This is a genomic window from Clostridium thermarum (assembly GCF_006351925.1).
Lineage (GTDB): Bacteria > Bacillota > Clostridia > Clostridiales > Clostridiaceae > Clostridium_AU > Clostridium_AU thermarum.
This window is the reverse complement of record NZ_CP040924.1, coordinates 786,035-810,614: the sequence shown is the minus strand read 5'-3', so window position 1 is coordinate 810,614 and position 24,580 is coordinate 786,035. Positions and strand designations below refer to the sequence as shown.

Below are 24,580 nucleotides of genomic sequence, written 5' to 3'. Positions count from 1 at the left end.
TATAGCCTCCTGAAAAATTACTCATATAAATAAGTATGTAAGAGTATACTTACTAGATTATTATATGTTGCTCTTTACGGTTGGTGACAGAAAAAAATGCGGAAAATCTTATACATAAAGATTTTCCGCAATATTAATTACTTAACTACTTCAACAGCCATTTTTAGCTTTTCACCGTTAATATTAAATTCTATACCTGCCTTATCGCTTCCGTATACAACTTCAACAGTCAGAGTTTCTCTCTTTATTACATCCTCAAATTTCTTACCTACAGCCTCTAACATGTCATTGCCGGCTATATAGAGATTGATTCTGTCAGCAACTTCAAAGCCGCTTTCTTTTCTCATATTCTGAATCTTGCTGACAATTTCTCTAAGGTGTCCTTCCTCTCTCAATTCATCACTGATATGAGTATCAAGTACTACACCTATTGTTCCTTCACCGGCAAAAGCAAAACCTTCCAAGCCCTGCATTGTAACCAGCAAGTTCTCCTTGTTGAGCTCAATTTCTGTTCCATCAACGTTGATTACTACAGACTTACCGCTTTGTACTTCCTGAGCAAGCTCCATCTGATTTCTGCTGGCAATTTCTTTTCTTATTGCAGGAATCATCTTACCGTAAGACTTTCCCAATACAGGAAGATTTGGCTTAATTTCAAAATTAACATACTTTGAAAGATCGGCACCAAATTGAACCTTCTTAATGTTCAACTCATCTTTAATTATATCTCCGTAGTACTCAGGAAGTGCTGCAGTACTTACAAGCATTTCTGACAATGGCTGTCTATTCTTAATATTGGCACCATTTCTTGCGCTTCTACCAAGCTTAACAATGCTGTAAGCAAGGTCCATAGCCTTCTCCAGGTCCTTATCTACCGTATCAGCATTGTACTCCGGCCACATGCATAGATGTATGCTCTCCGGTGCAGAAGGATCCAAGTTTACAACCAAGTTTTGGTAAATCTCTTCAGTCATGAATGGTACAAATGGAGCTGCTACCTTACAAAGTGTAACAAGAACTCTATATAAAGTTACATAAGCTCCAATCTTATCGTCTGTTAACTCTTCACTCCAATATCTGGCTCTGTTTCTTCTTACATACCAATTTGATAGCTCATCAGTAAAGGACTCTATTGCTAGTGCAGCTTGAGTTATTCTGTATCCATCCAGATCTTCATCCACAGTCTTCACTAAGGTATTAAGCTTTGACATAATCCACTTATCCATAACATTTCCGGATTCAAAGTCTGCATGCTTTGTAGGATCGAAATTGTCTAAGCTTGCATAAAGCACATAGAAGGAGTAAACATTCCACAGTGTGCTTAAGAACTTTCTTTGAGTCTCAGCTACATCATCCTCAGAGAATCTGGTTGGCAGCCATGGAGCACTGGCAGTGTAAAAATGCCATCTTGTTGCGTCAGAGCCTTGATGCTCAATTACCTCGAATGGGTCTACAACATTTCCCTTATGCTTTGACATCTTTAAGCCGTGCTTATCAAGTACGTGGCCTAATACTACGCAGTTCTCAAAAGGATTAGTATCAAATATTGCCGTGGAAATAGCAAGCAGTGTATAGAACCATCCTCTAGTTTGATCTACTGCCTCTGATATAAATTGTGCAGGGAAGTTAGCTTCAAATAATTCCTTATTCTCAAAGGGGTAATGATGCTGGGCAAAAGGCATAGATCCTGAGTCAAACCAGCAGTCAATAACCTCGCCGGTTCTTGTCATTTCCCCTCCACACTTTTCACATCTTAACTTTACAGCATCAATATAAGGCTTATGAAGCTCTATATTTTCAGGAGTATTTATTCCCTTTTGCTTTAGTTCTTCTATGCTGCCGATACATTCCTTGTGGCCGCAGTCACATTGCCAAATTGGCAGCGGAGTTCCCCAGTATCTATCTCTTGAAATACCCCAGTCTATAACATTTTCAAGGAACTTACCAAATCTACCGGTTCTTATATTGTCAGGATACCAGTTGATCTTATTATTGTTTTCAAGCAATTTATCTCTAAGGGCAGTCATCTTTACAAACCAGCTGTCCTTTGGATAGTAAAGCAGCGGTGTGTCACATCTCCAGCAGTGTGGATAGGAGTGAGTGAACTTTTCTGACTTATAGAGCATGTTATGTTCTGCCATATATTCTAGTATTTTTGGATCTGCCTTCTTAACAAATACTCCAGCCCATGGCTCAACACTCTCAACGAACTTTCCTTCTCCATCTACCAGATTGATAAGCGGTAATCCATATTTCTGACCAACAAGATTATCGTCTTCTCCATAAGCAGGTGCAATATGAACTACTCCTGTACCGTCAGTCAAGGTAACAAAGTCTCCATGGATAACATAGAAGGCCTTCTTATCCGGAGTGGCAAAGGGGAATAATTGCTCATATTCCATTCCTAAGATATCTTCGCCTTTGAACTCTCTTATAACTTCATGTTCATGGTTTAATACAGATAAGAGGTCTTTAGCGAGTATAAAATACTCATCATGAACTTTTACCTCTGCATAATCATATTTTCTATTTACCGCTAAGGCAACGTTGGAAGGTAAAGTCCATGGAGTTGTTGTCCAAGCAAGTATATACTTGTTAGTTTCTCCCTTTATCTTGAACTTTACAAAAGCAGTTGCTTCCTTAACATCCTTGTAGCCTTGTGCAACTTCATGTGATGAAAGACCAGTTCCGCATCTTGGGCAGTATGGTACTATTTTATGACCCTTGTATAAAAGATCCTTTTCCCACATTTTCTTTAGTGCCCACCATTCGGATTCAATGTAATCATTGTGATAGGTTACATAAGGATTATCCATATCAACCCAATAACCAATTTTTTTAGACATATCCTCCCACATATTAACGTAGGTAAATACGCTTTCCTTACAATGCTTTATAAACTCTTCTACACCATACTCTTCTATCTGAGGTTTCCCTGAGATACCCAGCTTCTTTTCTATTTCAAGTTCTACCGGAAGTCCATGTGTGTCCCAACCGGCTTTTCTTAATACCTTATATCCCTTCATAACCTTATATCTTGGTATAAGGTCCTTAATAACTCTTGTTATAATATGACCAACATGGGGCTTACCATTTGCTGTTGGCGGTCCGTCATAAAAAGTAAAGTATTCACCTTCTTTGTTCATGTCAAAGTTTTTTTGAATCACATTCTTCTCTTCCCAAAGCTTTCGTATGTCTTTTTCAATTTGTACAAAGCCCTTGGAAGAATCTACTTTTTTGTACATCTTGTTTCCCCTTTCCTTCCATTGTATAGTCTACTTTTCAGATATTAATGAATTATATACTAGTATAACCAAATTATGTTATTAAAAACTCATTAAAAGTGAGAGTATTTATATGTATTGTTTTAAACTCTATAAGTAAATAAAAAACTTCGCCCTACAGGACGAAGTTATATTCGCAATACCACCTCTAAAGTACACAAATCAAGTACATATTCAGAATCAATAAAGCTTAATTCCAGTCTATACTCTATCCTGTAACGTAGGCTTACGGACTCGCTTACTCAGTATTATGAAACACTATTTCAGCTATCAGCTCCACGGTGATTTTCCTTAAACGTTCGCTATGGCTTTCCACCAACCGCCACTCTCTTTAAGCTCTCTGCTTAAGTACTTATCCGCTTCACAGCATTTCGGCTATCTTAGATTATAGTACAGTTAGCGATTATTGTCAATTACTTTTGATATAGTAAGGCATATAAGAAAATTGCGTCACAACGCAATTTCTTTCATATGCGAATTTTTATTTTAATTCAAATAAATCACTAGTAGCAAATTTGTACAGAAATCATATGATATATTAGAATCCAAAGAAAACCGGCATTCTGTTGACTGTGTAACGTACGGCACAGTTGATACATGCCATAAATTGCTGCAAGATAATAAAAAATAAAACTTATTTGAAAGGTGGATTAAAAAATGAGTAGATGTCATTGTAGACCTATGTGTGAACCAAAACCCGTTTGCATGCCATACACAGGTGATAAGAATTGTATCTGCGATTTCCCAACCCTTATCATACTAATTCTTATAGTTCTTCAATTCTCAAAGCATGGAAAAGGCTTCGGATTTGACAAGGACGATGACTATGATGATTGCGACAGAAAAGGCAAAGGAAATGACGTAATAGGAAACGGAGTATTATTCATAATCGCATTATTCTTCTTATCCTGCGCTGGCTGCGGAAGAGGCAGATACTAAGCAAAAAAAGAATGAGGGCTATGATAGCCCTCATTCTCTTTTATACCATTTCTGGTTGTTTAATCTGTATTCCGGTAATTACCTTAACAGGACATTTGAAAGCACACAGACCACAGTTTGTACACTTAGTATAATCCACAGAAGCTATATTATTGTCCACAGCAATTGCCTGTACAGGACAATTCTTTTCACATATTCTACAAGCAATACATCCCTTTGAGCAATTTTCTCTTGTAGTCTTACCAATATCCTTTGAATTACATGCCACTCTATAAGCATTATCCATTGGCACTGATTCAATAAGATTCTGAGGACAAGCTTTTATACAAGCTCCACAATTTACGCATTTTACTTCGTCAACCACTGCCACCCCATCAACTACAGCTATGGCACCGAACTTACAAGCCTTCACGCAGTCACCGCAGCCAAAACAGCCGTATGAACAGCCTGCCAGACCTTCCAGAGCCGCAGCTTCCTTACAGGTAGTTACTCCCTGCAAGTCCGCTTTTATCTTTCTGGAAGAACAATTGCCGCTGCATTTAACAAAGGCAACTTTCTTAGCCACCTCCACTGCAACTTCTCCTATTTGAGCTCCCATAATCTCAGCTATTTTTGAAGCACAGGCAGCACCACCTACGGTACAGGCAGTTAATGGTGCTCCTTCTTCTACTATTGCAGTTGCATAGGCCTCACAACCTGCATAACCGCAGCCACCACAGTTGGCTCCTGGCAGTACTTCTCTTATCTTTGGTATTCTTTCATCCATTTCAACGTGAAATTTCTTTGCGGCATAGCCCAGCAGAACACCGAAGAGTAAACCTAAAAACCCTAAGCTTAGAACAGCACTTAATATATTCATGTAATCCATAACGCTCTACCTCCCCTTACCTATCTTATTAGTCCTTGGAAGCCCAAAAATGCTATGGACATGAGACAGGCTGTAAAAAGGGTTATTGGAAGTCCTCTGAGTGTTTCCGGTATATTTTCATTGCTGTCTACGTTCTGTCTGATAAAGGACATAAGTACTATAGCAAGCATAAATCCAAGAGCAGAGGCAATTCCGTTAGCTACTGATTCCAGTAAATTATATGATTCCTGAACATTTAACATGGTCATACCTAAAACAGCACAGTTTGTTGTAATAAGTGGAAGATATATTCCCAGAGCCTTATACAAGCCAGGTGAATATTTCTTTATAACCATTTCAACAAACTGCACCAAGGCAGCTATAACAAGAATGAAAGCTATTGTTGATAAGTATTCCAATTTCAAAGGAATCAATATAAAGGTATTAACTATATAGGTCATTAAGGAAGCTATTATCATAACAAAGGTAACAGCTAATCCCATACCAATGGCTGCTTCTTTCTTTTTGGAAACCCCAAGAAAGGAGCATATGCCCAAAAATTTAGAAAGCACATAGTTATTGATGAATATGCCACTTATAAAAATCAAAAATATCTCCATACTAATGTACCTCCCTTACACGTTGTTTCCATGGCACTGAGATGCCATGCTGCAGCTCGAACAGTTATGATCTAAAGTTTTAGCTTTAGTCCCGGCTTTCTTCGCCTTTTTAATGTTCACATAATTGATTACAGCCATTAGTGTTCCAAGAGTAAAGAAGGCTCCCGGTGCCAATATCATAATTGATGCCGGTTTGTATGCTTCAGGCATAACCTGAGTTCCAAAGAAGGTACCTGCACCCAGAATTTCTCTTATGGTACCTACAGCAAGTAAGCCTGCAGTAAAGCCTAATCCCATTCCTATAGCATCAAAAATTGCTGGTAAGATAGGATTTCTGTTAGCATAGGCTTCTGCTCTACCTAATATAATACAGTTAACAACTATCAAGGGTATAAATATACCAAGAGATTTATATAAGGCCGGTACATAGCCCTCCATTAACATTTGAACCACAGTAACTAAGGATGCGATTATTACTATATATCCGGGAATTCTAATTTTATCCGGTATAACCTTTCTCAGTGCTGAAATCATTGCATTTGAAAATATTAAAACTACCATTGTAGCTAAGCCCATACCTAATGCATTTTCCGCAGAGGTTGTAACCGCTAGAGTTGGACACATGGCTAAAACCTGAACAAAAGTTGGGTTTTCGGTGATTAATCCATTCTTAAATCTCTCAACTAACTTATTCATTTTTCCACTCCTTTTCTCAAAGCTTTTGTCACTCACTTGCACCAGAGGTTCCATCTGATGCTGCTTCACTTGCACCCGAAGCTGCATCAGAGCCACTGGCGCCAGAAGTAGCATCTGATTCGCTAGCACCGGAGGTTCCATCGGTTTCTTCCAATTCAAAATCAACGCCCTTTATAGTTTTCATATAGTAAGAAATTGCAGTATTAACTCCTGTTCCTACAGCTCTTGAAGATACTGTAGCACCGCTTATTGCATCAACTTCGTTTTCGGCAGAAGCTTGCCCTTTAACTATAGAAATGCCCTTTTCTACAGGCTTACTCACAAACCCACTTCTAAACTTTTCCTCAACTATTTTTGCTCCCAGACCAGGTGTTTCAGAATGTCCAATTACTTTTATTCCAGACAACTTATCTTCTTTAGAAATAGCAACAAACATTTCTATATTCCCATGGAAGCCAGTTGTCGTAACCTTGATTATATGTCCCAGTACTTCGCTATCCCCCTGAACCTCAAAAGCTTCCTCCACCTTTGTCTTTTCAGACTCATCACCGCTAGGAACCTCAAGAACAGTTTTGCCTGTTGCTCCAGGCAAAAGCTCAGCTAAGTCGCTTGAGGAAATCGCCTTGTTCTCAGCTATGGTTTCTGCTGTAAGGTCGTTGACAAATCCTATTGAAAGTCCAGAAAGAGCTGTTATTATAAATAAAATCAAACCTAGTTTTAAATTTTCCCGCATTACTTAGCAGCCTCCTTTACTGTTTTCTTGGAAGTAAAGTGGTCTATAACCGGAGTAAATAAGTTTAAGATTATTACTGCATAATATGGTCCCTCAGAATTATATCCTAAAATCATAATTATCATGGATACTATTCCAAAACCTAAGCCAAATATAGCTTGTCCTAAAGCACTTTTAGGTGTAGTATGTGGCTCTGTAGCCATAAACACCGCAGCAAAGAATAGTGATCCAACCAGTAATTTAGATTGTACATCATAGCCTAATAGTGCCGCCATGGCAGCTGAAGATAATATTGCAACTAACGGGGTAACTATAGAAATCTTTCTTCTTATAACTAAATATAGTCCACCCAGTAATATTGCAGCTATTGATACTTCCCCCATATTTCCTTTTACTTGTCCAATTACCATAGACAACAATTTTGAGTCAAATACCGGTGCAGTTCTCTCAGCAGAAAAATCTGATGGCTTTATCATAGCTGCTGCCCATGAAGCTATGATAAAAGCTTTTGCAGCTCCTGCCGGATTCATAAAATTGTTTCCAAGCCCACCAAAGAACAACTTAACAACAACTGTAGCAAATATTGAACCTACTGCTGCAACCCATAGCGGAATAAAAGGTGGCAGAATAAGGGCTACAATTATCCCTGTTACTACAGCGCTTAAATCTTTAATAGTCTGTTTTCTTTTTACTATTACATTGAATACTGCCTCGGCTATAACGCTGGCTACCGCACCAACCGCTATAACTCCTAAAGTTGAGAATCCGTAAAAATACGTACCTGCCACGATTACCGGCAGTAAGGCTATTAATACGTCGATCATCTGTTAATTCACCTCTTTGTTAAATTTTAAATGCTGTAATTTTGTGCTAGTATTTTAGCATAATCGGTGAGTAAACTATGCTGTTATGTACTGTAAATGAATGAAACGGTTTACTCCCAATCATATTATATCGTGAAATCAGGCTAAATGGTATGTCAAATAATGGTATATATTACCTCTTTATCAGCTATTTTTTGTCTGATAGTTACCAAATTAACAATTAAACTTTAAGTAAAATCAGATAAAATCATGTAAATTCAATGGATAGCAACATTTTAACAGACATATATTTTGTTATTTTATTAACAATTACTAATTTTTTGTTAATAAAATATTTATATTTTTTTTCGACTTCTATTAAAGGAGTAGTCTCCACAGACTACTCCTTTAACATTATCCCCTATTCACCTGATGTATGGATTGGCCCTTTATAGCCATCACAGCCTCTGAAAAGGCTTCTGCCAAGGTAGGATGTGCATGCATGGTCTCTATTACATCCTCAACCCTTAAGCCAGTACTTACCACCAGTGTGCCTTCATGTATTATATCTGAGGCATGAGGCCCCATTATATGAATTCCTATGATCTCCTCTATTTTTTCGCCTTCCACTTCATCCCTGGCTTTCGATATAACCTTTACCATACCTTCCGGTTCTCCTAGGGTAAGGGCCTTCCCATTTGCACCGAAAAGAAATTTACCCATCTTATAGTTTATCCCCTGCTCCTTAGCCATTTCTTCAGTAATACCAACGGAAGCTATTTCAGGGAAAGTAAATATACAGGAAGGTACTACACTTTTATCATCCGATTCTCTTCCTATTACAATATGCTCAGCTGCTTTTATTCCCTGATGGGCGGCGGCATGGGCTAACATTGCCTTCCCATTGATATCACCAATGGCATATATGCCTTTTACATTGGTTCTGAAGTTACTGTCTACCTCCACCCCTTTTCTATCAAAGCCTATACCGGCAGCCTGCAAGTTTAATTCTTCTATCAGAGGTACACGTCCAACGGAAAGCAGCACTTTTTCCGCAGCTATTTTAGTTGTGCTCTTTTTTGTTTCACAGTTTAGGATATATTCATACTCCGACTTTTCAATACCAATGACTTTAGTTGAAGCAAATATCTCCATCCCCTTTTTCTTCTGTATAGCTGTGAATCTCTTAATAATATCTGAATCGGCCATAGGCAAAATACTGGGCATATATTCCACAACAGTGACCTTTGTTCCCAGTGCATTAAAAATGGCCGCAAACTCCATGCCAATAACCCCACCTCCTATCACAGCAAGGCTTTTTGGCACTTCAGTAAAATCCAGAATGTCATCACTTAGCATTATCCCTTCTAAGTTAGCTCCAGGGATAGGCGGAAGCATTGGCTTGGATCCGGAGGCTATGATTATGTCATTTCCCCTTAATTCTTCCTCGCTTCCATCATCCTTTATGACTGTTACGGTACTTTCATTCTTAAACTGGGCCCTTCCTTTAACCACCTCAACCTTATTGGCTTTTAAAAGCTGTTGAATTCCGGACACTAGTTGCTTAACAATGGTTCTTTTTCTTTCTTGGATTTTATTTACATCAATGCCATACCCTTCAACCCTTATCCCAAACTGATCAACATTTCTCAGGGTATTTACTATTTCTGCAGTTCTATACAATGCTTTTGTTGGAATACATCCACGGTTTAAACAGGTCCCCCCCAATTCATCCTTTTCAACAAGGGTAACTTTAGCCCCTAACTGAGCTGCCCTAATAGCAGCCGTATATCCCGCCGGCCCTCCTCCGATGATAATTATACTCTTATCCATTAATTCACCTACTCTTTGTGAAATCTATTATTTAAAAGAATACTTTATATCAGCTGTCAAATGTCAATTGTCAATTTTCAAGTATTCTTCCGCCATCTCAGTATCGGTATCCTTGCCGCCCTCACCTCATCAAGCCTACGCACTACAGTATTGTGGGGTGCAGTTTTCAGAACTTCCGGATCCTCTCTTGCCTCCTGAGATATTTTAATCATAGCTTCAATAAAGGCATCTATAGTTTCCAGGCTTTCTGTTTCTGTGGGTTCCACCATTATGGCACTATCCACAATAAGCGGGAAGTATATGGTTGGCGGATGATAGCCATAGTCCAGCAGTCTCTTTGCCATGTCCAAGGTAGTAACGGTATGGGCACCTTCTTCCAGGCCCCCCAGTACAAATTCATGCTTACATACCTCGTCTATTGGCAGGAAATAATGGTGTTTTAACCGTTCCTTCATATAGTTGGCATTTAGGACTGCCATTTCGCTGGTCTTCTTTAAACCATCTGCCCCCATAGTAAGTATATAGGTATAAGCTCTTACCAAAACTCCAAAGTTGCCATAGAAGCTCCTCACCTTACCAATGCTTAGAGGCCTGTCATAATCTAGCCTATATAGATCTCCTTCTTTATTGACTACTGGTACCGGCAGGAAGGGTTCCAACTGCTTCTTTACCCCTACAGGCCCACTTCCGGGACCTCCTCCGCCATGAGGAGTGGCAAAGGTCTTATGGAGATTTAAATGAACAACATCAAAGCCCATATCTCCAGGCCGTGTTATTCCCATTATGGCATTCATATTTGCCCCGTCGTAATATAGCAGTCCTCCAGTCTCATGAACAAGCTGTGCTATCTCTTGGATATTCTTTTCAAAAAGCCCTAGGGTACTTGGATTAGTGAGCATTAATCCTGCAGTTTCTTCATTTAATACTGACTTTAGACTTTCCAAATCCACAGCACCTTTACTGTCAGATTTTACTTCCACCACCTGAAAACCGGCAACGGATGCAGAAGCAGGATTAGTTCCATGAGCTGAATCCGGCACAATTATCTTCTTTCTTTTATACTCGCCACGGCTCTCATGATAAGCCTTAATAATCATAAGTCCCATTAATTCACCATGGGCCCCTGCTGCGGGCTGCAGGGACATAGCATCCATACCGGTGATTTCACATAGGGCTAAGCTTAAGTTATACATCAGCTCCAGCGCTCCCTGTACAGTTTCCTCCCTCTGATAGGGATGAATATCTCTAAAACCTGATAAGATTGCCATATCTTCATTAATCTTCGGGTTGTATTTCATGGTACAAGAGCCTAGTGGATAAAAGCCGGTATCCACACCATAGTTCTTATTTGAAAGCAAGGTGTAATGTCTTATGACATCAACTTCACTGACCTCCGGTAGGTCTAATTCAGATTTTCTTAATAAGTTTTCTGGAATCATTTCTTCCGTAGAGCATTCCGGCACATCACATTGGGGCAGAGAATAGGCTTTTCTTCCCTCTTTGGAAACTTCAAAAATTAAAGCATTGTATTCCTTCATACTATTTCCTCCATTATCTGGACAAGGTTATCTATTTCAGACTTTGTTCTCTTCTCTGTAACACAGAGTAATGAACCGTCCCTATATCGGGGATAATCCCTACCTAAATCATAGCCTCCCAATATTCCATTAGTTAAAAGCTGTTCATTTAGTTTAGAAATATCCACTGGTGACTTCACTGCAAATTCCATAAAGAAAGGCTTGTTAAACAATGGTGCGTACTTACCGGTCTTGATTAATTGCTTGTATGCATAGTGGGCCTTTTTCATGCTTTGCTGCGCTACCTCTTTAATTCCCTGCTTTCCTAAGGTAGTCATGTATACCGCTGCTGCCAAAGCATTTAAGGAATGGTTGGAGCAAATATTTGAGCTGGCCTTTTCTCTTCTTATATGCTGTTCTCTTGCCTGCAGGGTCAATACAAAAGCCCTCTTGCCTTCTACATCCACTGTTTGGCCTACTATTCTTCCCGGTAACTTTCTCATTAATTTTGCACTGACAGCCATAAAGCCTAAGTGCGGCCCTCCAAAGCTCATACTGTTTCCTAAGCTTTGACCATCTCCAACGGCAATATCTGCCCCGATTTCTCCCGGTGTTTTAAGCAGTGCCATGGCTATAGGTTCCACATTCATAATTAACAGAGCTTTATTTTCATGGGTAACTTTTTCAATCTCAGAATAGTCCTCCGCTATTCCAAAAAAGTTTGGATTCTGTACTATTACTCCTGCTGTATCCTTGTCAATTAAGCCTTTCAGATGGTCTATGTCAGTAACCCCTTCATTTACTTCTGCTTCAATAAGACATGCTTCATGAACCTTCATATAGGTAGCTAAAACTCTTCTTACTTCCGGGTGCACAGTTTTGGATACGATTATTTTCTTTCTTCTGGTATTATCTACAGCCATCATGGCCGCCTCTGCGCAAGCAGTAGCTCCATCGTACATAGAAGCATTAGCTGTATCCATTCCTGTTAAATCTGCTATCATAGTTTGATACTCAAAAATGGCCTGCAAGGTACCTTGGCTTATTTCCGGTTGATAAGGGGTATAGGAGGTATAAAATTCTGACCGTCCGATTATATGTTTTATTATTGAGGGTATATAGCGGTCATAAACTCCTGCCCCTAAAAAGCAAACTAATTCCTTTAAATTTCTATTTCTGTTTGCCATGCTTTCAAGCTCATTTGTCACTTCCAGCTCAGCCTTGGATTTTTGCAGCTTTAATCCATCCTTTAGCCTAATACTCTCAGGAATATCCTTAAAAAGTTCTTCAATTGATTCTACCCCAATAGTCTTCAGCATCAGCTCTTCGTCTTGAATTCTATTTGCAATGTAAGGATACATATTATCTCTCCTCAGCACAGAATTTAGTATATTCCTCAGGGCTCATTAAGTCTTCCAGTTTTTCACCATCTTCAAGTTGAACACATACCATCCAAGCGTCATAGGGCTCTTCATTCACAAGCCCCGGTTCATCAACAATGGCTTCATTTGCTTCTATTATGGTACCTGCTACAGGCAAATAAACATCAGAGGCTGCCTTTACTGATTCCACCACTGCAAAGCTATCCCCGGCAGCAAATTCACTGCCTGTCTCAGGCAGTTCTACATAAACTATGGCTCCCAGTGCATTCTGTGCATAATCTGTAATACCCACATAGGCCTTTTCTCCTTCTTTTCTAACCCACTCATGATTCTTTGTGTACAATAATCCTTCTAAAACTTTCATGAAAAATACCCCCTATTATTTTTTATAATTTTTATTGTAAAATTTCTTATTTATAACTCTAGCCTTAACCGGCTTATTTCTTATGACAATATTGATTTCCGTATCTATTTCGGAAAAATTGCTGTCCACAAGTGCAAGGCCAATATTTTTCTTCAGGCTAGGTGCCATATATCCGGTAGTCACAATACCTATATTTTTTCCCTCCACTGAAACTTCATAGCCATGCCTTGCTATTCCTCTGTCTAACATTTCAAAACCTATAAGTTTTCTTTTCAAGCCCTCCTCTTTCTGTTTTAACAAAGGCGCTTTGCCTATAAAGTTATCTTTATTCAGTTTGACAAAGATATTTAGGCCTGCTTCCAAAGGTGTTATGTTTTCTGATATCTCGTTGCCATACAGCGGCAGACATGCTTCAAATCTTAGGGTATCCCTGCAGCCCAGGCCAGCAGGAACCAGTCCTAATACTTTCCCAACTTCCATTAGGTCCTCCCAGACCTTTTCTATATATTTATTATCAGCATATATTTCAAAGCCATCCTCACCTGTATAACCTGACCTAGATATCAGGCACTTTACTCCATTGATGTGGACATCGTCCATAAAGTTAAAAAACTTTAGTTGAGATAAATCCTGTGCTGTAAGCTTTTGGAGTATTTCCTCCGATTTGGGTCCCTGAAGAGCAAGTTCGGATATATCAGCTGACCTATTGATAATCTGAACATGGTATCCGGCAGCATTCTCTGTGATCCACACGTAATCTTTTTCAATATTGCTGGCATTGACTACTATATAAAAGTATTCTCGGCTAAACTTATATATGAGTACATCATCCACCACTCCACCATGTGGATAACACATCAAGGCGTAAATAATTTGCCCGATACCGATGGTACTTACATCATTAGTAACTAAATACTGCATAAATTCTTCTGCCTGTATGCCCTTAACCTCAATCTCCCCCATATGGGAGACATCAAATAACCCGGCAGTCTTTCTTACAGCCTCGTGCTCCTGTAATATGCCTTCATACTGTACCGGCAGGGACCAACCTGCAAAATCTATTATTTTCCCTCCATATTTTTGGTGTACGTTAAACAAGGCGGTTTTCTTTAAATGCTCCACTTACCTTCCCTCCAAAATTTTTATATGTCTTAACTAATAAAAAAGAGATGTGACAGGATGCTAAACACACACCTTCACATCTCTCTGTTTCTTTACCTGAAAGCTTTCACGGCATAATCATGCTACATGATTTCTCCTTCGGTGCCGTCATACACGGACTTTTCAGAGTTCCATCAAGTAACGATACCTTTGCCTGAAAGTTTCTATATAAATATAGGCTTTATTTATATATTGCTCCTTCGGCCACTCTAGGGAGTGTCTCTCGTTACTTTCATATGGATCAACTTGTTAAATTATACTTTTATTATAGCATTTGTTTCCTAATTTTTCAATTATTCAGAAAACTATAAAGCTGCTGCTAGGAAAATTAATACAAAGTTTTGGTTGAACTTCTATATGGACGCGGTTATGTGTCCTCTATCACTTACATTAATAAAAAAATAATTAGAAAAATTCAGCTCCGCTGAATTTCATCCACAATTACTCATTATTCCTTTCTCATTAAAAGAGGGACTCCATTTATGAAGTCCCTCTTCCTACCAAGTCCTATTTCTTAGCAGAACCGTTGATTATGCTGTTTATTTTATCCTGTATCATAGAAAAAGCCGCATGATTCATGCCACCTTCGGGTACTATGATATCCGCTCTCTTTTTGCTAGGTTCAATAAAGGCTTCATGCATTGGTCTCACTGTATTTAAGTATTGGTTTATTACAGAATCTATGCTTCTGCCTCTTTCCTTAGTGTCTCTCTCTAATCTTCTGATAAATCTTATGTCCGCATCGGTATCAACGAATATTTTTATATCCATCAAGTCCACTAACTCTTGATTTTCAAATAGTAATATCCCTTCAATAATAATGACCTTTTTGGGCTGTTCCTTTACGGTTTCCTCCAGTCTTCTATGTTCTACAAAGGAATATACAGGTCTTTCTATTTCTTTAAAGGCTTTCAACTTTTTTATCTGCTCTATCATCAGCGCTGTATCGAAGGAATTTGGATGGTCATAATTCAACTTTACTCTTTCCTCAAAGGGAAGGTCATTATTTGACTTATAATAATAATCCTGACATAGAAGGATCACATCATCATCAAAGTCTTCTTTCAGCCTTCTGGCTAAGGTTGTTTTTCCCGAGCCTGTTCCTCCTGCAATTCCTATAACAAATGCTTCACTCATCTTCATACACCTCATAATGGTATGACAGTATCTTTTGTCATTCACCTTTTATTTTTTTCTCTGTGGTCAATTATAACATTGACTATTTTAGATGTGAATACTGAAATTAAAAACTTTAATGCATAAAAAAGTGCTTCCCACTTTCTTTCATGTACGTATTAGTTGAATTATTCTGTAGCCCTCTAGGAAAACTTATATATGAAGAAGAATTTTTCAAGGATAATTATTGTAGTTTGTCGAAAAACAAATTATAATGACTTTTAAATACAGTTTACTCGAACGGAGGATTGCTATGTATAAGTTAATTCTTGTAGATGATGAAGAAGAGGTACGTAAGGGTGTGTTAAAAAAAATCGAATGGGAAAAATACGGCTTTGAAATCGTCGGTGAAGCTGAAAATGGAAGAGAAGCCCTGGATATGGTTGAAAGAACCTTTCCTGATTTAGTAATTACAGATATAAAAATGCCCTTTATGAATGGTATTGAACTTGCAGAACATCTAAAGGATATGAGTCCTACCACAAAAGTAATTATCCTTACCGGTTTTGATGAGTTTGAATATGCTCATAAGGCCATAAAATTGAATGTAATTGAATATATTCTAAAACCTGTTTCTGCAAAGGAACTGATAGAAGTCTTGATAAAGACCAAAGCGTTGCTTGATGAAGAAATAATGGAAAGGAAAAATATAGAGGCTTTAAGAGAAAATTATGTGAGAAGCCTACCACTGTTAAAAGAGAAATTCCTCGCAGCCCTAATCACTAACACAATGAGCAAAACAGAAATCGAAGAAAGATCTAAAAATTATAATATTGATTTAAACGGTAACAATTTTGTTGTCTCAACAGTTAGGGTAGAAAATCACTCCTATCAAGCAAGCTATGAAGAAAAGGAACTCTTTGCCTTCGCCCTCCTAAATGTTATAAATGAGATAATTTCAAAATATGGTGTAGGCACTGCATTTATGTACGGCAGCGATGTTGTTATTATTTGTGTATTTAAAAATATAGAAAAGGAAGCTTCCGCCAAGAGAGCTTTAAAGATATTAGAAGAATTACAGCTGACAATTAAAAAGTACATAAACTTGAGTGCAACTATCGGAGTTGGTAACTTTTGTCCTGATGTAACTTTAATAAGCAACTCCTACAAAAATTCCTTGACGGCCTTAGATTACAGAGTACTTCTGGGCACCGACAGAATTATCTGGATTGAAGATGTAGAGCCAAAGAGCAATGACAAACTACATTTTGATAGTGCCAAGGAACATGCTTTAAGCAGCAGCTTGAAAGTGGGCACTGAAGAAGACATTAACAAAACTATCGATGAGTTCTTTAATGAAATTTCCTGTTCAAAGGCATCTATTAAAGACTATCAGATCTATCTTATGGAAATAATAACTGCCATACTTAAGGTAGCAAAGGGTTCTGACATCAATCTTTCAGAGATTTTGGCAGAAGGTTATAATTTGTTCACAGACTTGTTCAGCTTTAATGATCTCAATGAGATAAAGACCTGGCTAAAGAACATTTGTATAAAAATAATGGAAAAAATTTCTCTTGGAAGGCAGGATATCAGTAAGTCTATTGTGAAAGAAGCCAAAGAATACATTGAATCACACTATATGGAGAGTAATCTAGGAATAAATGACCTATGTTCCTTTCTTCATATAAGTCCAACTTATTTTAGCTCAATATTTAAAAAAGAGACAAAAATGACCTTTGTTAACTATCTCACTCAAGTCAGAATGAATGCGGCTAAGGAACTTTTAAAAACTACAAATTTGAAAGCCTTTGAAATTGCTGAAAAGGTAGGTTACTCAGAACCAAACTATTTCAGCTACAGCTTCAAAAGGAACTTTGGCATTTCCCCTTCTGAATTTAGAAGTAAATCTTTATGACTCTGATTAGGAGATGAAATTTTTGAGATACATTAGATTTAAAAGCCTACAATTTATTCTTACAATAACTATAACTTTGATAACTACCTTTGCCATGCTTTTTGTGGGCATTACTTTATTTCGAACCTTCTCAGAATCTATGGAAAGAAATGCTGCAAAAAACAATCAGCAAATAATCAGTCAAGTGGCGCTAAACCTTGAAAGCTATATAGGAAACGTGGTAAGAGTTGCCAACACTTTAAATGACAAAATAACTTCTAACCCTTCATTGCCAAACGAGAGCCTGCAGAATCTCATGAATATTACTTTGAGCTCCAGAAAAGACATTGTTTCAATCGCCCTATTCACAGTTGAGGGTGAACTAATTATGAGTGAACCTCAACTTCCTCTAAAAAATCACATTGACATTACAGAGCAGCAATGGTTTAGCAAAGCAGCAAGCTACCCTTACCTAAATCACTTTTCGACACCCCATGTACAAAACTTGTTCGATGGTCCGGATAACTGGGTAGTCTCACTGAGTCGCGGTGTTACCTTTGAGTTGGAAGAAAAAAAAGTATTTGGAGTTCTAGTGGTTGATATGAACTTTAGCGCCATTGAAGCAGTTTGCAATACGGTAAGCTTAGGGGAGAGAGGTTATGTATACATCATAGATGATAATGAAAACTATATTTACCACCCTCAACAGCAGCTTATTAACGTGGGGCTGAAAAAAGAATATAACAGAGATGTATTGATCTACTCTTCCGGTAATTTTATTTATGATACTGATGGCGAATTGAGAAGCGTCACTGTTAATACTAGTTATTACACCTATTGGAAGTTAGTTGGAGTTTCCTTTATGGATGAAATAATTTCTGCCAGACGGAATATTGTTCACTATATAAGATGGAGCATTATTTTTGGAATTATATTTTTTCTCATAATAGGTATCTTTGTATCTGCAAAGATTTCTAAACCAATACGGGAACTGGAGAGGTCAATGAGATTAGTAGAGAAAGGTAATTTTGATATCCACATCAATGTAACAGGTGAAGAGGAAGTTGTGAAGCTTTCAAATACCTTTAATAAGATGGTTACGAGGATCAGAGAACTCATGGATCAAATTGTTCTGGAACAGGAGGCCAAGCGAAAAAGTGAATTTGAGGCCTTGCAATCTCAAATAAATCCGCACTTTCTCTACAACACCTTGGATTCTATCGTATGGATGGCTGAAAACGAAAAACAGGAAGATGTGGTTACTATGGTAACTGCCCTGGCAAAGCTCTTTAGAATCAGCATCAGCAAAGGTAAAAATATAATAACTGTAGAGCAAGAAATTGAGCATGCCCGAAATTACTTAATAATCCAAAAGATACGTTATAAAAATAAATTTGACTATGAGATCCATGTTCAAGAAGAAGCCCTCAGATATAAAACTCTTAAACTAATACTTCAACCTGTGATTGAAAATTCTATTTACCATGGTATTGAATACATGGTGGATAAGGGATTGATTAAAATTTCTGCTGAGATTGTCCATAACAAGTTATTGTTCACTGTCAGTGATAATGGCCTGGGTATGCCCCCTGAGGTTTTAGAATCTCTTTTATCAAAGGAATCAAAAAGTAACAAGGGTTCCGGAGTGGGTGTAAAAAATGTCCATGAAAGAATACAGCTAAGTTTTGGTAAGGAATATGGTTTACAAATTGAGAGTGAGCAGGAAGTTGGAACCATTGTTAAGCTATTGCTTCCATTAATCGACGATAGTATATAATAAATTCAGCATTATATATAAAAAAAAGTAGATTTTTTATATAAATAGCATAGATTTTTGTATTAAAAAGTAGAATTATGGGTGCTATCATTATACCTGTGAGGAGGAGAAAACGTTTCATCAGAAAAACATATTACTTCGCTCAAAAGAAAAAATTATTATTAGGGGGAATTCAAATGAACAAAAAGTTTTTAGTTGTTCCTGTAGTTGCTGCATTACTAGTAAGCGGATTAGGTGGATGTAAAAAAGAAAGCACTGGTACAGGACTTCCTCAAATAGGTACTACAATTTACAAATATGATGACAACTTTATGTCATTCGTACGTATGGCTATTGATAAGGAAGCCAACGGTAAGGCACAGCTTATAATGAATGACTCACAAAACGATCAAGCAAAGCAAAATGAACAAGTTCAAACTATGATTTCAAAGGGCGTTAAGTCTTTAGCTATCAACCTAGTTGATCCAAAAGCAGCTCAAGGTATCATAGATATGGCAAAGGAAAAGAATCTACCAGTAATATTCTTTAACAAAGAACCTGAAGCTTCTGCATTAGCAAGCTATGATAAAGCTTATTATGTAGGAACTGAATCAAAGGAATCCGGAGTTCTTCAAGGTAAATTAGTTGCTGACTCTTGGAAAGCAAATCCAGCTTGGGACAAGAATGGTGATGGTAAGATTCAATATGTACTGTTAAAAGGAGAGCCTGGACATCCAGATGCTGAGGCTAGAACACAATATGTTATAGAAGAAGTTAAGAACCAGGGAATTGAAGTTGAAGAGCTTGCCTTAGATACAGCTATGTGGGATTCCGCAAAGGCTACAGATAAGATGGATGCTTGGATATCAAAATTCGGTGATAAGATAGAATATGTAATTGCCAACAACGATGGTATGGCTTTAGGTGCATTAGCATCTCTTGAAAAAGCAGGATACTTCAAAGATAACAAATTCATGCCAATAGTTGGTGTAGATGCTATTCCAGACGTATTAAACAAGATTAAAGAAGGTAAGATCGTTGGAACAGTTCTAAACGATGCTAAGAACCAAGGTAAGGCTACTTTTGAATTAGCATTAAATGCAGCAAATGGTAAAGATGTTCTTGAAGGAACAAGCTGGAAGTTAGATGACAAAAAAGCTGTTAGAGTTCCTTACGTTATAATAAACAAAGACAATGTAAGCGTTGGAGAAGAAGCGTATAAATAACAAGTGCTTGTAATATGAGACACACTTTATAGTGCGTCTCATATTCATTAAAGCAACACTAAGATGGAGGTGTATACCATGAGCAATGTAGCTGCTGTAAAAGCTAAAGAGGACTTTGTTCTTGAGATGATTAATATAACTAAAGAGTTTCCGGGTGTTAAAGCATTGTCCGGAGTAACCTTAAGAGTACGTCCCGGTACTGTTCATTCACTGATGGGTGAAAATGGTGCAGGTAAGTCTACACTTATGAAATGTCTCTTTGGAATATACCGTCCCGACGGAGGGGAAATTATTTTCAGAGGACAAAAGGTTCAGTTTGCAAATTCTAAACAAGCTCTTGATATGGGCGTTTCCATGGTCCATCAGGAATTGAACCAGGTTAGACAAAGAAATGTTATGGATAATATTTGGTTAGGACGTTATCCTAAAAAAGGACTATTTATAGATGAACAAAAGATGTATAAAGATACTAAAGAAATATTTGAAGAACTTGAGATAGATATTGATCCCAGACAGAAAATCAATACCCTTTCAGTTTCTCAAATGCAGATGATTGAAATAGCAAAGGCAGTTTCCTATGATTCCAAGATAATAGTAATGGATGAACCAACTTCTTCATTAACTGAAAAAGAAGTTTCTCACCTTTTCAGAATTATAGACAAGTTAAAGAAGAAAAATGTAGGTATAATATATATATCTCATAAGATGGAGGAAATCCTCAAAATATCAGAAGAAGTAACAATAATGAGAGATGGTCAGTGGATTGCTACAAAGGATGCAAAGGAATTAACTACTGATGCAATTATAAAGATGATGGTTGGAAGAGACCTATCCAATCGTTTCCCTGAGAAAATAAACAAGCCTAAGGAAGTTATTTTAAAGGTGGAAAACCTGACAGCTTTAAATCAACCTTCAATACAGGATGTAAGCTTTGACCTAAGAGCTGGAGAAATCCTTGGTGTTGCAGGACTTGTAGGTGCTAAGAGAACAGAAGTGTTAGAGTCACTATTCGGAATGAGAAAAATTAGTTCAGGAAAAATATATCTTCATGGTAAGGAAATAAAAAATACTAATGCTCATGTGGCCATGAACAACGGCTTTGCATTAGTTACTGAAGAAAGAAGAGTCACCGGAATATTCGATAGATTATCAATAAGCTTTAATTCTATTATATCCAATATTGATAATTATACTAATAAATTCGGTCTGCTATCATCAAAAAATATTCAGAAGGATACTCAATGGGTAATAGATTCCATGAGAGTAAAGACACCATCACAAAAGACTGCTATAGGTACATTATCAGGAGGAAATCAGCAGAAGGTTATTATAGGAAGATGGTTATTAACTAAGCCTGAAGTTCTTATGCTTGATGAACCTACAAGAGGTATTGACGTTGGAGCTAAATTCGAAATATATCAGTTAATGAATAAACTGGCTGCGGAAGGTAAAGGTATCATAATGGTATCCTCAGAAATGCCGGAGTTATTAGGTGTAACAGATAGAATTCTTGTAATGAGTAATGGAAGAGTTGCAGGAATTGTTGATACAAAGACTACAACACAAGAAGAAATAATGCGATTATCCGCATTATATTTATAGGATAGGAGGTATCATCATGAGTTTTATTAGAAATTTTTCAGACAGGAAATATAGAAAAGAATGGTTTATGGATAATGCCATATACTTAGTTTTGGTTTTTATGTGTGTAGGTATGGTTATAGCTGAACCGGGCTTTCTGTCTATAGACAATCTTAGAAACATTTTAACCCAATCTTCAACCCGTGTAATTATAGCCCTGGGAGTTGCAGGTATACTTATAGTTCAAGGAACTGACCTTTCTGCAGGACGTATGGTTGGTATGGCAGCAGTTGTATCTGCCTCACTGCTTCAAGCTATTGATTACGGCTACAGAATGTACCCCAATCTTCAAAAGTTACCGGTTATTGTTCCTATTTTATTAGCCGTAGCTATTTGTGGAATATTTGGTCTTATCAACGGTTTAATTGTTGCTGCCCTAAAGGTTCCACCATTTATTACAACTCTAGGTATGAGCGTTATTGTTTATGGACTAACTTCTATATACTATGATAGACCACCGCTGGGTGCACAGCCAATCGGTGGACTTGATAAAGACTTTAAGATATTAGCCTCCGGAAGCATTGGCTCAGGAGACTTCAGAATTCCTTATCTGGTATTGTTTGCAATTATTGTTACTATATTTATGTGGATCTTATGGAATAAGACACGTTTTGGTAAGAATATGTATGCTATCGGTGGAAATCCTGAAGCTGCAGCGGTATCCGGTGTTAATGTTGTTAAAAATCTTGTACTTATTTACATGTTAGCAGGTGTTCTTTACGGTTTTGCTGGGACCTTGGAAGCAGCCCGTGTAACCAGTGCTACTAATAATACCGGTAACATGTATGAGCTTGATGCCATCGCTGCCTGTGTTGTTGGAGGAGTATCCCTATCCGGTGGTATTGGTACAGTACCAGGAATTATAACCGGTGTGCTTATATTCCAGGTTATAAACTATGGACTAACCTTCTTAAATATAAGTCCGTATTTACAGTATATAGTTAAGGGCTTAATCATTATTATTGCCGTTGCTATAGACATAAGAAAGTATATAAAGAAGAAATAACAAATTTATTCCCTCTATCTTAAGTACCCGTTCCTTCATGGAACGGGTACTTTTTATTATTTTCATTTAAAGTAATTTACTTTTATAACTCTGTAGGATACTTCATATTCCATTGGTTTCTTAAAGTATCCATTATATTCATTACCTGTAGGGAAAACTTCCAAGTCATAATATCTGATTGAAGTTTTCCTTCTCTTATGCAACTATTTACTTCTTCTGTTTCATAGTTATATCCGTTGCCTGTAAAATCACATTCTATTACTGTCTCTGCCCCATTTTTTATTAAATAGGCCTTTCTTGCCATCCAAAAATTCGGTATTTTTATATAGCCCTCAGTGCCATATACATAGGCACATTTGTCTGTATCTGTTCTAACAGCAAAGTTCAGTATTGCCATTTTTCCGTCCTCATAGCCTAGAATTGCAGCTGCTTGCTCGTCTACTTCTGTCTTTCCTATTTCTGCAAAGCTTGTTATTACTGTTGGATACTTTTCAAGAATGTGTTCCGCAAAGGCTATGGTATAAACACCTACATCCAATAAGGCTCCGCCGGCCAATCTCTTACTAAAGAGCCTTGACTCAGGATTCATTGGTGCCATAAAGGAAAAGTCAGCCTTTACAAGTCTCAGTTCTCCAATGGTGCCCTCATCTACCAGCTTTTTCACTTCTCTTATTACCGGTAAAAACCTCATCCACATTGCTTCCATATAAAAGGTATTATGCTTTTCTGCTGTATCTATAACTTCCTTTAGCTCTTTTGAATTTAATGTGGCAGGTTTTTCGCATAATACAGCCTTGCCATGCTGCAGGCACATTATTGACATGTCCTTATGAAAGCTATGGGGTGTGGCTATGTATATTGCATCAACTTCATCGTCCTTCACTATTTCCTCGTAGCTTCCATAGGCTTTCCTAATATTGAACTTCTTTGCAAATTCTTCTGCCCTGCTTAAGTCTCTAGAAGCAACTGCCACTATTTCAGCATTGGTGACAGCTTTCATTCCTTCTGCAAAGGCTATACTGATGTTTCCCGGAGCGATGATTCCCCATCTAATCTTTCTTTCTTGAACTTTACTACTCATTTTAACTCTCCTCTTATCACACTCTAATTAAAAATGTTTTTTATCAGTAAGAATTTTTTATCTTGGACAGCTCTATTGTTTATGTACTCCCTAACCGTTTCAAATTCCAGATCAAGATTAGAATTATACTTACCGATAACATGACATAAAGTGTAGTTATCACTAGGCAGTTTCACATCCTCCCATAACTCTGAACTACTTTTTCTATGCTTTTCAAAGCTGTCCATGGCTGCTAATATTATATCACAAATTTCCAGTACATTTCTTTCATTCTTAACACAATATTGAAGGGAAATATCCAAAATATCAGTATTAATATTATTCTCTCTGCTGTGTATGTGTGAGTAAAGAACGGTCCCTTTCTGATAATTAGTTTCTGAGCCTATGGAATTATAATAGGCAAGTTCCAGCTGGAGTGCTGCAAGATTAGGATTTATATTCTTAGTGTATAAAAGCCGCTGAAGCTCTTTTGAATTCCGGATAGATTTGCTAAAAAATAAAGGATACCTGCATGGATAGTTACACTTAAAACTGAACTCTTCTATATCCTGAAAGGTTTTCCTTGTTTCCTTGCTCAATTTTATGCCATATATATCTACATACTTTTCCAGATCCTCAATGACCGTAAGAGGGTTCATGGGCATCTCTTGTACCTCCTCATTTTTATTACCATTTCTT

The 24,580-nt window shown here is 37.6% G+C and carries 20 protein-coding genes, 2 riboswitches and 1 other annotated feature; of the genes, 6 read left to right on the top strand and 14 right to left on the bottom strand.

Annotated elements, in window-relative coordinates:
• Window positions 1–137: 137 nt before the first annotated feature.
• The gene (gene ileS, locus FHY60_RS03420) at window positions 138–3,245 is read right to left on the bottom strand and encodes an isoleucine--tRNA ligase (RefSeq protein ID WP_139903484.1); all 3,108 of its coding nucleotides are present in this window, start codon (window positions 3,243–3,245) and stop codon (window positions 138–140) included.
• A gap of 154 nt (window positions 3,246–3,399) precedes the next feature.
• Window positions 3,400–3,658 (bottom strand) — a binding site (T-box leader).
• 283 nt (window positions 3,659–3,941) lie between these two features.
• On the opposite strand from ileS, the gene FHY60_RS03415 reads away from it, so the two are divergent.
• Window positions 3,942–4,223: a hypothetical protein gene (locus FHY60_RS03415; RefSeq protein ID WP_243122212.1), complete on the top strand. Its 282-nt coding sequence runs from the start codon at window positions 3,942–3,944 to the stop codon at window positions 4,221–4,223.
• Between the two features lie 40 nt (window positions 4,224–4,263).
• On the opposite strand, the gene FHY60_RS03410 is transcribed toward FHY60_RS03415, so the two are convergent.
• From FHY60_RS03410 to udk, 11 genes are all read right to left on the bottom strand, one after another.
• A complete protein-coding gene (locus FHY60_RS03410) occupies window positions 4,264–5,091 on the bottom strand; it encodes an RnfABCDGE type electron transport complex subunit B (protein ID WP_139903482.1) in 828 nt (275 codons plus the stop codon).
• A gap of 20 nt (window positions 5,092–5,111) precedes the next feature.
• The gene (gene rsxA / locus FHY60_RS03405; RefSeq protein WP_139903480.1) at window positions 5,112–5,690 is read right to left on the bottom strand and encodes an electron transport complex subunit RsxA; all 579 of its coding nucleotides are present in this window, start codon (window positions 5,688–5,690) and stop codon (window positions 5,112–5,114) included.
• Window positions 5,691–5,705: 15 nt separating this feature from the next.
• Window positions 5,706–6,386 carry an electron transport complex subunit RsxE gene (gene rsxE, locus FHY60_RS03400; RefSeq protein ID WP_139903478.1) on the bottom strand — a complete coding sequence of 227 codons (681 nt, stop codon included), beginning with the start codon at window positions 6,384–6,386 and terminating at the stop codon, window positions 5,706–5,708.
• A gap of 28 nt (window positions 6,387–6,414) precedes the next feature.
• Window positions 6,415–7,119, bottom strand: coding sequence for an RnfABCDGE type electron transport complex subunit G (locus FHY60_RS03395; protein ID WP_139903477.1), 705 nt, complete (start codon window positions 7,117–7,119; stop codon window positions 6,415–6,417).
• A complete protein-coding gene (locus tag FHY60_RS03390; protein ID WP_139903475.1) occupies window positions 7,119–7,943 on the bottom strand; it encodes an RnfABCDGE type electron transport complex subunit D in 825 nt (274 codons plus the stop codon). Before FHY60_RS03390 ends, FHY60_RS03395 begins: the two co-directional genes overlap by 1 nt.
• Window positions 7,944–8,336: 393 nt before the next feature.
• Window positions 8,337–9,755, bottom strand: coding sequence for a dihydrolipoyl dehydrogenase (lpdA, locus tag FHY60_RS03385; protein ID WP_139903473.1), 1,419 nt, complete (start codon window positions 9,753–9,755; stop codon window positions 8,337–8,339).
• 77 nt (window positions 9,756–9,832) lie between these two features.
• Window positions 9,833–11,293 carry an aminomethyl-transferring glycine dehydrogenase subunit GcvPB gene (gene gcvPB, locus FHY60_RS03380; protein WP_139903471.1) on the bottom strand — a complete coding sequence of 487 codons (1,461 nt, stop codon included), beginning with the start codon at window positions 11,291–11,293 and terminating at the stop codon, window positions 9,833–9,835.
• Window positions 11,290–12,633 (bottom strand): aminomethyl-transferring glycine dehydrogenase subunit GcvPA, encoded by a 1,344-nt coding sequence (gene gcvPA, locus FHY60_RS03375; protein WP_139903469.1) that lies wholly within the window; start codon window positions 12,631–12,633, stop codon window positions 11,290–11,292. Before gcvPA ends, gcvPB begins: the two co-directional genes overlap by 4 nt.
• Before the next feature lies 1 nt (window position 12,634).
• Complete coding sequence (gene gcvH / locus FHY60_RS03370; protein WP_139903467.1) at window positions 12,635–13,018, bottom strand: glycine cleavage system protein GcvH; 384 nt, start codon at window positions 13,016–13,018, stop codon at window positions 12,635–12,637.
• A 15-nt stretch (window positions 13,019–13,033) separates the two neighbouring features.
• Window positions 13,034–14,140 (bottom strand): glycine cleavage system aminomethyltransferase GcvT, encoded by a 1,107-nt coding sequence (gene gcvT / locus FHY60_RS03365; RefSeq protein ID WP_139903466.1) that lies wholly within the window; start codon window positions 14,138–14,140, stop codon window positions 13,034–13,036.
• 82 nt (window positions 14,141–14,222) lie between these two features.
• Window positions 14,223–14,308, bottom strand: a riboswitch (glycine riboswitch).
• 3 nt (window positions 14,309–14,311) lie between these two features.
• Window positions 14,312–14,415: riboswitch (glycine riboswitch) on the bottom strand.
• A gap of 271 nt (window positions 14,416–14,686) precedes the next feature.
• Window positions 14,687–15,316 carry a uridine kinase gene (gene udk, locus FHY60_RS03360; protein WP_139903464.1) on the bottom strand — a complete coding sequence of 210 codons (630 nt, stop codon included), beginning with the start codon at window positions 15,314–15,316 and terminating at the stop codon, window positions 14,687–14,689.
• Window positions 15,317–15,608: 292 nt separating this feature from the next.
• On the opposite strand from udk, the gene FHY60_RS03355 reads away from it, so the two are divergent.
• From FHY60_RS03355 to mglC, 5 genes are all read left to right on the top strand, one after another.
• Window positions 15,609–17,213 (top strand): response regulator transcription factor, encoded by a 1,605-nt coding sequence (locus tag FHY60_RS03355; protein WP_139903462.1) that lies wholly within the window; start codon window positions 15,609–15,611, stop codon window positions 17,211–17,213.
• Between the two features lie 13 nt (window positions 17,214–17,226).
• Window positions 17,227–18,969, top strand: coding sequence for a sensor histidine kinase (locus FHY60_RS03350; protein WP_139903460.1), 1,743 nt, complete (start codon window positions 17,227–17,229; stop codon window positions 18,967–18,969).
• Between the two features lie 176 nt (window positions 18,970–19,145).
• Window positions 19,146–20,174 (top strand): galactose/glucose ABC transporter substrate-binding protein MglB, encoded by a 1,029-nt coding sequence (gene mglB / locus FHY60_RS03345; RefSeq protein ID WP_139903458.1) that lies wholly within the window; start codon window positions 19,146–19,148, stop codon window positions 20,172–20,174.
• A 78-nt stretch (window positions 20,175–20,252) separates the two neighbouring features.
• Window positions 20,253–21,776 (top strand): galactose/methyl galactoside ABC transporter ATP-binding protein MglA, encoded by a 1,524-nt coding sequence (gene mglA / locus FHY60_RS03340; RefSeq protein ID WP_139903456.1) that lies wholly within the window; start codon window positions 20,253–20,255, stop codon window positions 21,774–21,776.
• 16 nt (window positions 21,777–21,792) lie between these two features.
• Complete coding sequence (gene mglC / locus FHY60_RS03335) at window positions 21,793–22,821, top strand: galactose/methyl galactoside ABC transporter permease MglC (protein ID WP_139903455.1); 1,029 nt, start codon at window positions 21,793–21,795, stop codon at window positions 22,819–22,821.
• Window positions 22,822–22,903: 82 nt separating this feature from the next.
• Here mglC and FHY60_RS03330 read toward each other — a convergent pair whose 3' ends face one another.
• Together FHY60_RS03330 and FHY60_RS03325 are read right to left on the bottom strand one after the other, a co-directional pair.
• The gene (locus FHY60_RS03330) at window positions 22,904–23,902 is read right to left on the bottom strand and encodes a Gfo/Idh/MocA family protein (protein WP_139903453.1); all 999 of its coding nucleotides are present in this window, start codon (window positions 23,900–23,902) and stop codon (window positions 22,904–22,906) included.
• Between the two features lie 23 nt (window positions 23,903–23,925).
• Window positions 23,926–24,540: a hypothetical protein gene (locus FHY60_RS03325; protein ID WP_180375463.1), complete on the bottom strand. Its 615-nt coding sequence runs from the start codon at window positions 24,538–24,540 to the stop codon at window positions 23,926–23,928.
• Window positions 24,541–24,580: the final 40 nt, after the last annotated feature.